The 14,386-nt window shown below is 61.2% G+C and carries 13 protein-coding genes and 1 other RNA gene; 6 read left to right on the top strand and 8 right to left on the bottom strand.

Translation table 11 applies throughout. The features are described from left to right. Window positions 1–212 precede the first annotated feature (212 nt). A complete protein-coding gene (locus tag VZC39_RS09385) occupies window positions 213–1,232 on the bottom strand; it encodes an MBL fold metallo-hydrolase (protein ID WP_434667888.1) in 1,020 nt (339 codons plus the stop codon). A 574-nt stretch (window positions 1,233–1,806) separates the two neighbouring features. Between VZC39_RS09385 and VZC39_RS09380 the strand changes: the two genes are divergently transcribed. The 6 genes from VZC39_RS09380 (at window position 1,807) to VZC39_RS09355 (ending at window position 7,701) form a co-directional block, all read left to right on the top strand. Further along, window positions 1,807–2,922, top strand: a complete 1,116-nt coding sequence (locus VZC39_RS09380) for an ABC transporter substrate-binding protein (protein WP_434667885.1) — start codon at window positions 1,807–1,809, stop codon at window positions 2,920–2,922. Window positions 2,923–3,058: 136 nt separating this feature from the next. After that, window positions 3,059–4,159 carry an ABC transporter substrate-binding protein gene (locus tag VZC39_RS09375; protein ID WP_434667882.1) on the top strand — a complete coding sequence of 367 codons (1,101 nt, stop codon included), beginning with the start codon at window positions 3,059–3,061 and terminating at the stop codon, window positions 4,157–4,159. Window positions 4,160–4,207: 48 nt separating this feature from the next. Beyond that, window positions 4,208–5,260 (top strand): FecCD family ABC transporter permease, encoded by a 1,053-nt coding sequence (locus tag VZC39_RS09370; protein WP_434667879.1) that lies wholly within the window; start codon window positions 4,208–4,210, stop codon window positions 5,258–5,260. After that, window positions 5,253–6,023 carry an ABC transporter ATP-binding protein gene (locus tag VZC39_RS09365; RefSeq protein WP_434667876.1) on the top strand — a complete coding sequence of 257 codons (771 nt, stop codon included), beginning with the start codon at window positions 5,253–5,255 and terminating at the stop codon, window positions 6,021–6,023. Before VZC39_RS09370 ends, VZC39_RS09365 begins: the two co-directional genes overlap by 8 nt. Next, window positions 6,023–6,466, top strand: coding sequence for a plastocyanin/azurin family copper-binding protein (locus VZC39_RS09360; protein WP_434667873.1), 444 nt, complete (start codon window positions 6,023–6,025; stop codon window positions 6,464–6,466). The genes VZC39_RS09365 and VZC39_RS09360 overlap by 1 nt, the downstream gene beginning before the upstream one ends. A 2-nt stretch (window positions 6,467–6,468) precedes the next feature. Then, window positions 6,469–7,701, top strand: a complete 1,233-nt coding sequence (locus VZC39_RS09355; RefSeq protein WP_434667870.1) for an MFS transporter — start codon at window positions 6,469–6,471, stop codon at window positions 7,699–7,701. 207 nt (window positions 7,702–7,908) lie between these two features. On the opposite strand, the gene VZC39_RS09350 is transcribed toward VZC39_RS09355, so the two are convergent. The 7 genes from VZC39_RS09350 to VZC39_RS09320 form a co-directional block, all read right to left on the bottom strand. Continuing rightward, window positions 7,909–8,214, bottom strand: a complete 306-nt coding sequence (locus VZC39_RS09350) for a hypothetical protein (protein WP_434667867.1) — start codon at window positions 8,212–8,214, stop codon at window positions 7,909–7,911. Window positions 8,215–8,298: 84 nt separating this feature from the next. Continuing rightward, window positions 8,299–8,395: signal recognition particle sRNA small type (gene ffs, locus VZC39_RS09345), an RNA gene on the bottom strand. Window positions 8,396–8,496: 101 nt separating this feature from the next. Beyond that, window positions 8,497–9,285 carry a sulfite exporter TauE/SafE family protein gene (locus tag VZC39_RS09340; RefSeq protein WP_349922113.1) on the bottom strand — a complete coding sequence of 263 codons (789 nt, stop codon included), beginning with the start codon at window positions 9,283–9,285 and terminating at the stop codon, window positions 8,497–8,499. A gap of 92 nt (window positions 9,286–9,377) precedes the next feature. Beyond that, complete coding sequence (gene arcD / locus VZC39_RS09335) at window positions 9,378–10,814, bottom strand: arginine-ornithine antiporter (RefSeq protein WP_434667863.1); 1,437 nt, start codon at window positions 10,812–10,814, stop codon at window positions 9,378–9,380. 378 nt (window positions 10,815–11,192) lie between these two features. Next, entirely contained in the window at window positions 11,193–11,954 is a 762-nt protein-coding gene (locus tag VZC39_RS09330; protein ID WP_434667860.1) for an SDR family oxidoreductase, read from the bottom strand. 307 nt (window positions 11,955–12,261) lie between these two features. Continuing rightward, window positions 12,262–13,185 (bottom strand): 3-hydroxyisobutyrate dehydrogenase, encoded by a 924-nt coding sequence (gene mmsB, locus VZC39_RS09325; protein WP_434667857.1) that lies wholly within the window; start codon window positions 13,183–13,185, stop codon window positions 12,262–12,264. 35 nt (window positions 13,186–13,220) lie between these two features. Beyond that, window positions 13,221–14,354, bottom strand: coding sequence for an enoyl-CoA hydratase/isomerase family protein (locus VZC39_RS09320; RefSeq protein ID WP_434667854.1), 1,134 nt, complete (start codon window positions 14,352–14,354; stop codon window positions 13,221–13,223). Window positions 14,355–14,386 lie beyond the last annotated feature (32 nt).

Raw genomic sequence — 14,386 nt, 5'->3', positions numbered from 1 at the left:
TGAACTAGCCGTATCGCCGGGCTCGGGGCTTCCTTGCCCTGGCCCCGCCATCAACCCGCTGCGCATTCTGTCGGGCACCCACCCTGAACTCCTCCTCTTCTATCCCAGCGCCGCCGGGTTGCGCAGACTCACGCCTGTTCGGAGGGCAGACTAGCCCCAAGATCAGCGCTGTCAGCAGCACAACAGGTCCATCCACCCCAGCTGATCGCTCGCTAGCGGCGCCACCAATGCTCGCCCGGGTGGGGGGACAAGAGTGACAATGGTTCCCCCATCATGGGGGTCGTCAGCGAGATCTGCCGCTCGCGGGCCAGACGGCTGATCTGCTCAAGGGGATCGTCCCAGCGGTGCATCGCCAGATCGAAGGTGCCGTTGTGGACAGGGTAAAGCCACTTGCCCCGCAGATCTTCAAACGCCTGCGCCGTCTGCGCCGGCAACATGTGCACGTATTCCCAGCGCGGACTGTAGGCCCCCGTCTCCACGAAGGCCACGTCAAAGGGACCGAAGCGTTCACCTATGGTCTTGAAGCCGTCGAAATAACCGCTGTCGCCGCTGAAGAAGAGATTGACCCGCTCGCTTCTGATCACCCAAGACGCCCACAGGGTCTGGTTGCCATCTCCCAGCCCCCGGCCGGAGAAGTGCTGGGCCGGGGTGGCGATCAGTGCCACGTCCCCGACGCGGATCTCCTGCCACCAGTCCAGCTCCTTCACCTTCTCCTTGGGCACTCCCCAGGCGATGAGCCGGGCCCCGACCCCGAGGGGAGTGATGAACTTCCCCACCTTGTCGCTCAGCGCCAGCATGGTGCCGTGATCGAGATGATCGTAGTGATCATGGGAAAGGATCACCCCTTCGATGGGGGGCAACGCCGCCAAGGCGATGGGAGGCGCATGCCAGCGTTTGGGACCGAACCAGGAGACGGGCGAGGCGCGCTCGCCGAACACCGGATCCGTCAGCCAGAATTTGCCGGCGAGTTTGAACAGCAGGCTGGAATGACCCAGTCGCCAGACGCTGTCGTCGGGCGCAGCCATCAGCTCTGCGGGGGTCATGGCGACCACCGGGATGGCCCGATCCGGCACAGTGTTCGCCGGCTTGTTGAACAAAAAGTCCCGCCACAGCCCCACCCCTTCCCAGAATCCCCGTGAAGGCGTGGGCACCCCGTTGCCAAAGTGCCCCTCCCGGTACTGGGCCGAGTCCGTATAGGCAGGCAACCCGGATTTGAACAGATACGACAACACACCCGCCATCATGACCCCTGTCAGCAGTAACCCATATCCCCAACCCCGACGTCGCCGGGGCTTGCTTGCATCAACCGATGATGAACGCATCCATTCCTCGCCAGCCGCCTCGATGGCAGCACTATAAAGGGAGAGCATATCCCTGCCCAGATGAAGAGAAGATGTATGAGTGACAACCAGAAGATGCGAATCGACCCATGCCCCTACGCGTACACAGGGCAAACCCGGCGCCCCTGTGATGACGTTTTATCCCCTCGCCGCCTGCTACCACACCACTGAGGGCCTACTATCGACAAACGGGTCGGCAATACAGGGTGCCCTGCCCGTTTGCCGGCTGCGCAAAACCGAATTGACGCCAGGCGTGGCGTTGACGGCATTACCCGTTGGCGTTTTTCAATTATTCATTGGGAGCGGATCACGCCCGGCACTGACTCGATCACAGATGACCCCCCCCCCCCCCGAAGCGATGCCTGATGAAAGAGGCCCGACCATTATAAATTCCGTTGCCTTCTCAAATACAAATGGTAATGATTCTCATCCCAATCAAGAAAGACCCCTAGAAGGCTATAACAAGATGTTTCGTCGCCCCATAGTCCAGCTGATGTTGCTGGCCCAATTAACCCTGGTCAGCTGGATGGCACAGGCTGCAAACCCGGTGGAAGTAGAAGATGTCATGGGCCGCAAAGTGTCGCTCACCTTGCCCGCAAAGCGCATCGTACTCGGCTTCTACCCCGAAGATTACCTGGCGGTGGCGGGTGAGGGTGGAGCCGATCGTCTGGTTGGCATGTCCCTTGGCTGGTTTGTCAAATCACGCCCCGCCACCTGGGCACTCTACCTGGCGAGCCAGCCGCAGCTGGCCAAGGTGCCGGATCTGGGCACGGTGCAAGAGCAAACCTTTTCCATCGAGAAAACCCTGGCCGTCAAACCTGACGTCGTGGTGCTGGCGAAGTGGCAATATGAAGCGTTGGTGGCCGATCTGCCACGTCTGGAGCAAGCTGGCATCCCGGTAGTGGTTATCGACTACAACGCCCAGACCCTGGCGCATCACATGGCGAGCACTCTGTTGCTGGGACAGTTGACCGGCCAGAATGAGCGCGCCGCCAAGATGGCGGAGGAGTACAAAGCCAGGATAGAAACCATTACCACCCGCCTCGCCAAGGCGAAGCGCCATGCCCCTCGCATCTACATCGAACTGGGTGACAAGGGTCCGGCCGAATACAGCTACACCTTTGGCAAGGACATGTGGGGGGCGATGGCCGTGCTCACCGGGGGTGACAACGTCGCGGCACCCTTTGTTGAACGCTGGGGTCAGCTCCATCCCGAGCAGTTGCTGGCCAGCAAGCCCGAGGTCATTCTCATATCAGGTTACGAAAACGTGACCAGTCAACAGGCGATGCAAATAGGCCAGGACATCTCGGCCAAGACAGCTCGTGATCGTCTACAAGGCTTTGCCAATCGACCAGGCTGGAGCAATCTGCCCGCCGTGCAGCAAGGTCGCCTCTATGGTGTCTATCACGGGGCCACTCGCAGCATCATGGATGCGGCTCTCATCGAATTCATGGCCAAGGCACTCTATCCGGATCTCTTCGAAGACCTCGACCCACAAGCCACCTACCTCAACTTCTATCGTACCTACCTGCCGATCCGGCCCCAGGGTACCTTCATGCTGGGCATCAACCCGGCCAAATAACGTTGAGTTCTGAGCCAGAGATTACTCTGGCTCGTTCCCTCACATTGGCCAGGCACCCACAGGCCAATGAGAGGACCCGCTGACGACGCCCACGCTCGCCAGCCATAACAACAATCACACGGAGTTTGTACGCAGCATGAATGTGTTATCCAGATATACCAGCCTGGCGCTGGTGAGCCTGAGCTGCCTCTTTGGCACCGCCCAGGCGAAGGTTGAAACCCTGACCGATGTATTGGGACGGGAAGTCCAGGTCGATTTACCTGCCAAGCGAGTGGTACTGGCCTTCTACTTTGAAGACTACCTTGCGATTGGTGGCGATCAGGCGTTTGATCGGGTCGTCGGGATCTCCCGCGAAGCCTGGGAAGGGTGGCGTCCCGCCAACTGGTCCCTGTTCACCGCCCAGCGCCCCTCACTGAAGCAGATTGCGGACGTCGGTGAAGTAGAGGTGCAGACCTTCTCGGTTGAGAAGGTGCTCGCGCTCAAACCCGATGTCGTCGTCCTCGCGGATTGGCAGTACAAGGGACTCGGCCCTGATGTTGAACGCCTGGAGCAAGCAGGCCTGCCGGTTGTCGTCGTTGACTACAACATGGAACTGCCCGCCAACCACCATGCCAGCACCCTGTTGCTGGGTAAGATTGCAGGCCAAGAACCACGCGCCCGCCAACTGGCTGACGAGTACCAGCACGCCATCGATGACATACAAAACCGGATCGCCAAGGCCAAGCTGCCCAAACCCACTTTCTACGTGGAATTCGGCAACAAAGGACCGGCCGAGTATGGTTTCAGCTATGGCAAGGGGATGTGGGGTCCATTGGGTCAGCTGGCCGGGGGGGATAACATCGCCGCCCCCTTCGTTGAGTGGTATGGCCCGATGAACCCGGAGAAGGTGCTGGCGGCCAAGCCCGATGTCGTCTTCCTCACGGGGACCGAGTCCACCAACAACCCGACAGCCATGTTGTTGGGCCAGGGAATCAAGCCGGATGTGGCCCGTGAGCGGCTGCTCGCCTTCACTCAGCGCAGCGGCTGGGCCAACTTGCCTGCGGTACAGCAGCAGCGCGTCTACGGGATCTATCAGGGTGCCTCACGGACCGTGCTGGACTACACCATGGTCCAGTTCATGGCCAAGGCGCTCTACCCGGCCCTCTTCAACGATCTGGATCCGGTCGCCAACTACCTCGACTTCTACCGTCGTTATCTGCCGGTCAAGGCTGAAGGCACCTTCACCATCGGCCTCTAACCTTTCATGGGCGCTCTTTTATGAGAGCGCCTTTTCAGGATCCCCATCATGAATGATTTGGCTGCGCTGCAGCAGACTCTCGTCCGTCAACGTAAACGGGAGCGCCGTCGTTGGCACTGGCTGCTGTTGCTGACACTGACCCTCTGTCTCACGCTCATCCTCGATATTGCCACCGGCCCTTCGTTGCTCGCCCTGCAGGATGTCATTGATGCCCTGCTCTCGCCCGCACAGGCTGATCCCATGACCCTCACCATCGTCTATGACATGCGCCTGCCCATTGCCCTGATGGCGCTGGTTGTGGGCGCCTCCCTTGGCCTTGGCGGGGTGCAGATGCAGACCTTGCTCGATAACCCGCTCGCTAGCCCCTATACCCTGGGCCTGGCGGCGGCGGCCGGGCTTGGCGCCGCGTTGGCGCTCTATACCGGTGGCCTTGGGCTATCCCCCCTCATCGCGATCCCGGTGGGTGCCTTCATCCTGTGCATGCTTGCTGCCAGCCTGCTGTTTGGCCTTGCCATGATGCGCCATGTCAGCAGTCAGACCCTGATCCTCGCGGGCATCGCGCTGCTGTTTCTGTTCCAGTCCTTACTGTCACTGCTGCAGTTTCTCTCCTCCCCGGAGTTGAACCAGCAGATCCTGTTCTGGTTATTTGGCAGCCTGATGCGCACGACCTGGGATGCCCTTCTCATTACCGCCGCCGTCACCTTATTGTGCACCGTGCTCATCTACCGGGATGCCTGGGCGCTGACCAGCCTGCGTCTCGGGGAGGCCAGGGCCCGCAGCTTGGGCGTCAACGTGGACAGACTGCGCCTCAAGACCCTGGTGCTGGTTGCCCTGCTCACCGCGACCGCCACCAGCTTCGTGGGGGTCATCGGTTTTGTCGGGTTGGTCGCCCCCCATATCGCCCGCATGCTGGTCGGTGAAGATCAACGCTTCCTGATCCCACTTTCCGCCCTGTGTGGAGCCTGCATGCTGTCGGCCGCCTCGGTACTCTCCAAGTCCATCATTCCCGGTGCGCTGTTTCCCATCGGTATCGTCACGGCGCTCATCGGTGTGCCCTTCTTCATCTGGCTGATCCTCGGTAAGGGGCGTAAACGTGCTTGAGATATCCCGCCTCTCTCTCTCCATTGGCCAGCAGACACTGCTGCGAGAGCTTGATCTGACGCTACTGCCGGGCCATGTTCACGTGATCATTGGCCCCAATGGCACGGGCAAGACCTCGCTACTGCGCGCCCTGTTTGGCGAGCTGACCCCCACCCGCGGTGATATTCACCTTGCCGGGCAGAGCCTCTCGCAGATGACCATTGCCAAGTGGCGCCAGCAATTTGGCTATATGCCTCAGAACATTCAACTGGAACTGGATCTCAGCGTCATCGAGGTCGTGGTGTTGGGACGGCTCGACAGCCTATCCATGCGGCTAGCCGATGAGGATATCCTGGCCGCTGGCCGCGCCCTGCAGGCACTCGGCATCGCGCATCTGGCCGATCGCCCCCTCTACTCGTTGAGTGGTGGACAACGGCAGATGGTGCTGTTTGCCCAGGTGCTGCTACGGGATCCCCGCATCATGATGCTGGATGAGCCGGTCAGCGCCCTTGACCTGCAACACCAGATGCAATTGATGGAGCACCTCTGCCAGCAGACTCGCGCCCAACAATGGATCACCCTGGTTGTGCTGCACGATCTCAATCTCGCCGCCCAGTTTGCCGATCAACTGATCGTGCTGGCTGGCGGTGACTTGCAAGCCTTCGGCCCCCCGGCCGAGGTACTGGATGCCCCCTTGATTGAACGTCTGTACCAGGTGCCGGTTGAGGTGATCCACGATCACACCGGCACCCCTTTCCTGCGAACATTACGGAAACAACGCTGATGAAAAGCCTGTTCATGACCACGATGGCTAGTCTGTGCCTCCTCCTCTCCCACAGTGCCCATGGGGCCGAACATCGGGTGCGCATGCTCAATCAGGAAGGCGATGAGACCATGCTGTTCCAGCCGGCATTCGTGCACGCGCAGGTGGGGGATACGGTACGCTTTGAACCGACCCAAAGCGGGCATTATGTCCGTTCACTCGCCACACCAGAGAAGGCCGAGGCCTGGCAAAGCGAACTGGATAAGCCATTCACGCTGACCCTGACTCAGGAGGGACTCTATTTCTACATGTGCCCTCCCCATCTGATGATGGGCATGGTCGGGCTCATCCAGGTTGGCAACCCCGTCAATAAAGCAGTAGTCAGCAAACAGATGCTGGCAAACAAGGGGCGCATGTACAGCAACAGTGCCCGCATTGACTCTCTGCTCACCCAGGTGAAATAGACATGAGTCGGGCATCCTACTGGCAAGATTGGCAAACCATGAGTCCGGCTGCCCGGCTGCTCATCACCAACGGCCTGGCATTCAACCTCGGTTTCTACATGATGATGCCATTCCTGGCCCAACACATGGGGGCAGGCCTCGGCCTGGCTGGCTGGGCCTGCGGCCTTGTCATGGGGATGCGGGTCTTCAGCCAGCAGGGGCTGTTTTTAGTGGGCGGGACGCTTGGGGATCGTATCGGCTATCACCCCGCCATCGTCTGGGGTTGCTTGCTGCGCTCCCTTGGCTTCGTGCTACTCGGTTTTGCCGACTCCCTGCCCATACTGCTGCTGGCGGCGGCCCTAACCGGCTTTGCCGGAGCCCTGTTCACCCCCTGCGCTCAAGCTTATCTGGCCAGCGAGTGCACGACGCCTGAACAGCGGCAGCGCGCTTTTGCGCTACACAATCTGGCCAGCGAAGCGGGGATGCTGCTCGGCCCACTGCTCGGTCTGGCACTGACCCAGCAAAGTTATGGGTTGACGGGGCTGCTGGCCGCAACCCTCTTCGCCCTGCTCGGCGTATTGCAATACCGGGTGCTGCCCAAACGTCCGGTGGGCGCCCTTGCCCCTCGCGGCACCGTCCTTCGGCAGTGGGGCGCCATCGTACGCCAGCGCCCCTTTATCTCATTCACCCTGTTGGCCGGTGCCTATCAAATCCTTTTTCATCAACTTTATCTGGCCCTCCCTGCCTATATTCAGAGCCTGCCCGATGCCACTCATCTGCTCGGTACCGTCTTCACCCTGTCCGCGGTGATCGGCGTCATGCTCCAATTACCCGCCTCCCGCCTGGTGGAGCGCAAACTGGGTGTCCCGTTGGCCATGGGATTGGGGGTCGGCTTGATGGGGGCAAGCTATCTGGCCTTGCCACTCCTGGGCCCTTGGCCTATCTCGGCGGTCTTGTTGCAAGTCACCTTGCTCTCTGTTGGGTCCATTCTCTGCTTCCCGCTCTTCGCGGCTCAGCTCCCCCGCTATGCGCCGCCAGAACAGCTGGCCAGCTACTACGGCTTTTACGCCAGCGCAGGAGGCTGCATGGCACTCTTTGGGAATCTGCTAATCGGCTTCATGCTGGGTGATGCCGGAACCCGTCCCCCTCTCGCGATCTGGGGTCTGCTAGGAGTGGTGGGAATAGTCGCAGGAGTCGGGCTATATCTGCATCTACGGGCACGACAAAACGGGGAACGATGTGTTGCGAGTCACTAGCAGCGGACTCTTGGCGGCAAGTTAAACGGCAGGATAGCGCCTGCAGGCAGTGGTTGATGATGGCCGAATTCTTGTCAACGTTCAGCAACCCCTCCTTGAACTTGACCACCTCCCCTTCGTCATCGCCGACAATCGGTCTATCCCCCACCCCACGAACGCGATAAAAGGGCCTGTATCGTTCTTTCGGTTACTGATCGCGGTCGAGGTTCAAGAAAGGGCCTGCCCTTTCTGATAGCCGTCACTCAATACCGACAGGCGTGGAGCAAACGGTTTGGCCGCTCGAGCCACCGGTTTGGAGCTCTCTTGGTTTGCAGGCCCCTCAGGGGCACCAACAGACAGCACGGTAGACGTCGGTCTTGATCGCACACAGGCAAGCAACTGAGCGACCTTGTGGCGGGCACAAAGCTTGTCGCGGGTACGCAGGGATTGTTTGATCTCTTTACGACGACCACAGGAGAGTGTGGTGACGTTCCGGTAATACCAGATGCCGTGGGGACTGAGCCAGAGATTCATTGCGAGCGCTCCTGTCGTCCACATAAAGTGGATGACCAGACGGCTCAAGAAGGTAACTGATTGAATTGCAGAAACAAGTGGTGGCCCTACCAGCCACATCCCGGCACTCGAGTCCCCCACCTTGGCTGCTACCTTCCGGTCCTGACCAGGTCGACGGGTTATCAATGCGAGAGGACCAATAGGACCACCGGCGAGGAGAATAGGCAAACTGGCCTGCCAATGCAACGGCTTTCTGCCCAAGGCTGAACCGTTCGCCTGCTTTTTCGGCAATTTGCCAATAAATCAGCTAAATAGCATGAACTTTGTCCCAATCAGCAGCATCAGCAAGGCGAAGGCCTGCTTGAGCCGCTTAGGCGGGAGGCGGTGGGCCAGGCGGGCACCGATCCGGGCAAACTGGGTACTGGTGAGTATGATGCCGAGCAGAGCCGGCAGGTAGATGAAGCCCAGACTCCACTCGGGCAAGTCGGCATGACCCCAACCGGCGTAGAGGTAGCTGAGACTCCCCGCCAGCGCGATGGGGATGCTGCAGGCGGCGGACGCCGCCACGGCATTGCGCATCGGTACGCTGTTCCAGGTCAGGTAGGGCACCGTCATGGAGCCCCCCCCGATGCCAAAGAGCGCCGACAGCCAGCCGATGATGGTGCCCGCAATGCCGGTGCCGACCGGGCCAGGCAAGGTGCGTTCCGATTTGGGCTTGAGGTTGAGCCCCATCTGCAGCGCCATGGTCCAGGCAAAGCAGCCGATGATGATGTTGAGGGTGCTGGCGCTCAGCAGGTTGGCAGTCATGCCGCCGAGCCAGGCGCCGATCAGCATGCCCGCTCCCAGCCGGCGGATCAGGGTCCAGTCCACCGCCCCCGCCTCCCGGTGCGCCCGCAGAGAGCTGATCCCGGTGAAAATCATGGTGGGCAATGAGGTGCCCAGCGCCAGATGGGTGATGATGTCGGGAGAGACTCCCTGCGCATGGAAGCTCAACACCAGCACGGGGACGATGATGAGCCCGCCACCGATGCCGAACAGACCGGCCAACATGCCCGCGAAGGCCCCCAACACCAGATACCCCAAGAACAGCATAAAAATTCCTTATCGGTCTGCGCTGCAGCGTTTTTATCTCGCCGCGCACATAAAAAAAGAGATGGCACCAGGCCATCTCTTCATTGTGCCGATTAATGCAAGGGAATGGTACCGTCCATCACCTTGTAAAACGCCAGCACGGCGCAACCGAGCAGGACCGCCGTCATCCCCTGCTCCAGTCGGTTCAGGCTGCGCAGACCGTGATGCTGGCGCGCCTTCCAGTAGATGAAGATGCCGGGGCTGTAGAGCAGCGCCACCAGCAGCAGGTACTCCACCCCGGCGGCATAGACCAGCCAGCAGCCATAAATGGTAGCCACCAGTGCCAGTATCAGATCGCGCCTGCGCTGGTGGGGCTGGCCCTCGTAGGTCTCCCCTTTCAGCGCCAGTTTGAGGCCATAGGCGCCGGAGAAGACATAGGGCACCAAGGCCGCCGAGGTGGCGATGTTCACCAGCGCCAGGTAGGTGCTGTTCTGGAAGTAGATGATGATGAGGAAGATTTGCACCAGACAGGTGGAGCACCAGAGGGATACCTTGGGGGAGCCGTTCTTGTTCTCCTTGGCAAACCACTCGGGGAAGACCCCGGTCTTGCCTGCGATGTAGGGCACTTCCGCCGCCAGCACAGTCCAGCTCAAGAGAGCCCCCATCACGGAGATCACCAGGCCGATATTGATGAGCCAGGCGCCCCAGGGGCCGACCACGGCTTCCAGGATCATGGCGGTGGACGGGTTCTTGAGGGCCGCCAGTTGCGGCTGGTTCATGACCCCGAGGGAGAACAGGGTCACCATGACATAGAGCGCCAGAGCACCGAGCAGGGCCAGCACGGTGGCGCGTCCCACGTCCTTGCGATGACGGGCACGGGCGGAAACCACCACGGCCCCTTCGATGCCGATGAAGACCCAGAGGGTCACCTTCATGGTGGACTTGACCTGATCCATCACCGAACCCAGTTCACCGTTGCCCTGCCCCCAGAAGTCCAGGGTGAAGGTCTGCAGGTTGAAGGCGAGCAGGATGGCGACGCAGAACACGATGAGGGGCACCATCTTGGCGATGGTGGTGACGATGTTCACCAGGGCCGCGACCTGGATCCCGCGCAGCACCAGAGCATGCACCGACCAGATGAGCAGGGAGGCGAGCACGATGGCCACCGGGGTGTTGCCGTCACCGAAGATGACGTTGTCCGGCGTGTCGAAGAAGTAGCTCAGGGCACTGAATACCACGATGGCGTAGGAGACGTTGGCCAGCAGCTGGCACAACCAGTAACCCCAGGCGGCGTTGAAGCCGATAAAATCTCCAAAACCCGCCTTGGCGTAGCTGAAAATACCGCCATCGAGATCCGGGCGGCGCATGGAGAGATTCTGATAAACCAGTGCGAGGCAGATCATGCCCAGCCCCGTGATGGCCCATCCCAGGGCGACGGCCCCGGCGCTGGCATGCGCGGCGATGTTTTGTGGCAGGCTGAAGACCCCGGCGCCGACCATGGAGCCGATCACCAGCGAGATGAGGGCACCTAGCCCCAGTTTCTTGTCCATCTCAATCCTGTTTGATTAGGCGGTGGCAGAGCATCCGTATTCATGCGACGCGCGACATGGGAGGGGCAAAGAGTCCGTACCCCGTGAAAAAGGCGGCAACTATATTGCATGACTATTCCGACCGCAATCCTTCGTAGCGCCAATCATGCACCGCCTTGACCGCGCGCAATTCTACAGCACTCACTCGGGGTGCCTGTGAGCTGGTTCAAATTAAGAGAGACCCATTGATATTTCACGCTTTTCCATGACTTCATCCCCCTTTTAACAAGCAGACCTCCATGGCTATTCACGCCGATAAGTGAGCGCTCAAGCCTCCGAACGCCCCCCATAAAAACGCCCCGACTGGCGGGGAGTATCCACATCATTCGTGCCGTCAGGTCAGATCCTAAGGCCTCCGTCCAGCTCGATCACCCGCCCGGAAAGATAGTCGTTGGCGAGGATGAACTGCACCGTCTGGGCCAGTTGCTCGGCCTGTCCCAGAGTGCCGGCCGGGATGGCCTGCTGCATGCGCGCCATGGCCTCGGGTTTCATCGCCGCGGTCATGTCGGTGGAGAACACTCCGGGGGCGATCCCCATCACCCGGATCTTATGGCGCGCCAGCTCCCGTGCCCAGGTCACCACCAGGGAGGCCACCCCCGCCTTGCTGGCGGCATAGTTGCTCTGGCCAATATTGCCGGCCCGGGCGATGGAAGAGATATTGACGATGACCCCCCCCTGCCCGCTTCGGGCCATCAGGGCCGCCCCCTCGCGCCCGCACAGGAAGGTCCCGGTGAGGTTGACGTCGATGACGGACTGCCACTGGGCCAGGCTCATCTTCTCCACCAGCTCCCCCTCCTTGACCTTGATCAGCATGCCGTCCCGCAGTATGCCGGCGCAGTTGATGAGACCGTGCAGGGCGCCGCACTGCTCCTCAATGGCGGCAAAGGTCGCCTCCACCTCGGCTTCACTGGCCACGTTGCAGACGAAGAGGGTGCTGCGCCCGTCCCGGCTGCGTATTTCCGCCTCCGTCACCTCCAGATCCATGCGGTTGACGTCGACAAGCGCCAGCACGGCGCCCTCGGCCGCGAGACAGAGGGCGATGGCGCGGCCAAGACCCCGCCCGGCACCGGTGATGGCGATGACCCTGTTGTTGATATCCATGAATACTCCTCAAAATTGGGGCTCGATACGGCACAGTGTGATGAAAACGATGAAATGGACGGTTAAGCCCGACGGTTGGCTCCTGCAACGGGTTCACGTCGCGTTTGAGGGGACTGGATAAGCCCAACCTTCCCTAATCCAGCTGCGCTTGCTGGTTGAACAGGTTGCGGGCGATCGCCCCAGGCCCTTACTCTTTACCCGCCTCTTTACCCCGATACAGGGTCAGAATACTGGAGAAATCCAGCCCCCCCTGGCCCTGCTGTGCATGCAGGTTGAAACCGCGATGGGAGGCGAGCGCGCCAGTCCCTTACTCTTTACCCGCCTCTTTGCTCCGATACAGGGTCAGGATGCTGGAGAAATCCAGCCCTCCCTGGCCCTGCTGTGCATGCAAGTTGAAGAGGTTGCGGGCGAGCGCCCCCATGGGCACGGCGCTGTGGGCGTGTTCGGCCAGCCCCATGGCCAACCCCAGGTCTTTCACCATCAACCGGGTCATGAAGCCCCCCTGATAGCCACGGGAGGCCGGCGCATTCTCCATCACTCCGGGCCAGGGGTTGTAGCGCTCCAGACTCCAGTTGTTGCCCGAGCTCTTGCCCATGATGGTGGAGAGAACGCCTGGATCCAGCCCCTCCTTCACCCCGAGCGCCAGCGCCTCGGCGGTACCTGCCATGTGGATGGCGAGCAGCATGTTGTTGCACATCTTGGCGATCTGCCCCGCCCCCAGAGGGCCGGCATGGAACAGGTTCTGGCCCATCAGGGCCAGGATGGGTTTGGCCGCCTCGAAATCCGCCGGCTCGCCGCCGATGATGAAGGTGAGGGTTCCCGCCGTGGCCCCGGCCACGCCCCCCGACACCGGTGCGTCGATGAAGCGAATTCCACGCGCCTTCGCCGCCTTGCCCACCTGACGGGCCGAGGCCACATCTATGGTGGAGCTGTCGATGAGCAGAGCCCCCACCGGCAGGGCGGCCAGCAGATCCTGGCCACCTTTTTCCCCTGCGCTCTCCCCGAGCCAGAGTCCGCGCACATGCTCTCCCGCCGGCAACATGCTGATCACCACCTCGCAGCCACTCACTGCCTCCCGGGCGTCACCGGCAGCGATGCAACCGGCGGCGATAGCCTTGTCCATGTTCTCGGGCATCAGATCAAAGACCTGCACCCCGTGGCCTGCCCGGGCCAGGTTGGCCGCCATGGGCCCCCCCATGTTGCCGAGCCCGATAAACCCAATCCTTGTCATTGTTTGCTCCTCCATTTTTTACTGCGCCAGCTTTCCTATTGCTCAGCGCTCCCGACGCCGAGTGTCCCTCGCAAGGGGTGGATACCCTCCGGCCAGCAATAGTAGGCATCCAGCCACTCGGTACCGGACTGAGATGCCTGCCAGCGGGGGGACTTGTCTTTGTCTATGAGCAGCGCCCTCACCCCTTCCACGAAATCCCCCCTGAGGACACAGTTCACCGACAGGGTCAGTTCATCGGCGAACACCTCGGCGAGGGATTGGCGGCGGGCCTGCCAATATTGGCGCCAGAGGATGGCACGACTGATGGGGCTGCCGCGCTGGCAGGTCTCCCTGGCCAAGGCCAGACTTGCTTCCCCCTGCTCAATCTCGAATCGGGCACTCCCGAGCCGGGCCAGCACTCCTTCCAAAGAGCGCCCCGCCAGCAGGGCATCGATCCGCTCTTTGTGAGGCAGCAGCACGGGGGCGGGAAGATCTGACACCACTGCGGCCTGGGTGTTGGAAAACAGCGTGTCCAGTTGATCCTTGGGTACCTTGCCCCAGTCGATGCGGGCGAGACGGGGCAGGAGGGTGGCCCGCTCCTGGCCCCCCATGGCGTGATCCGCGAGTCCAAGGCCCAGAGCGTCCGCCCCGTTGAAGCGGGCACCGGTGAGACCGAGCCAGAGGCCGAGTCGCCCCGGCATACGGCTCAGAAACCAGCTGGCCCCCACATCCGGGTAGAGGCCTATGGTCACCTCCGGCATGGCAAACAGGCTCTTCTCGGTCACCACCCGATACTCGGCGCCGGCAAAGAGGCCGATCCCGCCCCCCATGCAGATGCCATCCGCCACGCAGATGAGGGGCTTCTTGTAGCCGTGGATCCGGTGATCGAGCCGATACTCCTGCTCGAAGAAGTCCCGGGCATAGGCAAACAATTCAGACTCGCAGGCCGCCTGCTTCTGGTAATAGAAGGAGCGAATATCACCCCCTGCACAGAATGCCTTCTCCCCCGCCCCCTGCAGCAGGACGCAGACCACGGCGGGATCCTGCTCCCATTCGTTGAGTGCGACCCGCAGTCGCTCAATCATCGGCAGACTCAGGGCATTGAGGGAAGAGGGGCTGTTGAGGGTCAATACCCCGATCTGATACCCGTCCAGGGTGGGATACAGGGTGATGTCGACCGGCTCATTCATGGCAGACATCCCCATTCAATGACGCATTCGCG

Origin of the sequence: Aeromonas sp. NJAU223, assembly GCF_051125555.1 — a bacterium.
Lineage (GTDB): Bacteria > Pseudomonadota > Gammaproteobacteria > Enterobacterales > Aeromonadaceae > Aeromonas > Aeromonas veronii_G.
Note: the sequence above shows the minus strand (reverse complement) of the source record. Positions and strands in the feature narration are given on the sequence as shown.

Coding starts and splice junctions, on each gene's coding strand:
- VZC39_RS09380 (WP_434667885.1), top strand. CDS start 1,807: ATGTTTCGTCGCCCCATAGTCCAGCTGATGTTGCTGGCCCAATTAACC.
- VZC39_RS09375 (WP_434667882.1), top strand. CDS start 3,059: ATGAATGTGTTATCCAGATATACCAGCCTGGCGCTGGTGAGCCTGAGC.
- VZC39_RS09370 (WP_434667879.1), top strand. CDS start 4,208: ATGAATGATTTGGCTGCGCTGCAGCAGACTCTCGTCCGTCAACGTAAA.
- VZC39_RS09360 (WP_434667873.1), top strand. CDS start 6,023: ATGAAAAGCCTGTTCATGACCACGATGGCTAGTCTGTGCCTCCTCCTC.
- VZC39_RS09355 (WP_434667870.1), top strand. CDS start 6,469: ATGAGTCGGGCATCCTACTGGCAAGATTGGCAAACCATGAGTCCGGCT.
- VZC39_RS09350 (WP_434667867.1), bottom strand. CDS start 8,214: ATGAATCTCTGGCTCAGTCCCCACGGCATCTGGTATTACCGGAACGTC.
- VZC39_RS09340 (WP_349922113.1), bottom strand. CDS start 9,285: ATGCTGTTCTTGGGGTATCTGGTGTTGGGGGCCTTCGCGGGCATGTTG.
- arcD (WP_434667863.1), bottom strand. CDS start 10,814: ATGGACAAGAAACTGGGGCTAGGTGCCCTCATCTCGCTGGTGATCGGC.
- VZC39_RS09330 (WP_434667860.1), bottom strand. CDS start 11,954: ATGGATATCAACAACAGGGTCATCGCCATCACCGGTGCCGGGCGGGGT.
- mmsB (WP_434667857.1), bottom strand. CDS start 13,185: ATGACAAGGATTGGGTTTATCGGGCTCGGCAACATGGGGGGGCCCATG.
- VZC39_RS09320 (WP_434667854.1), bottom strand. CDS start 14,354: ATGAATGAGCCGGTCGACATCACCCTGTATCCCACCCTGGACGGGTAT.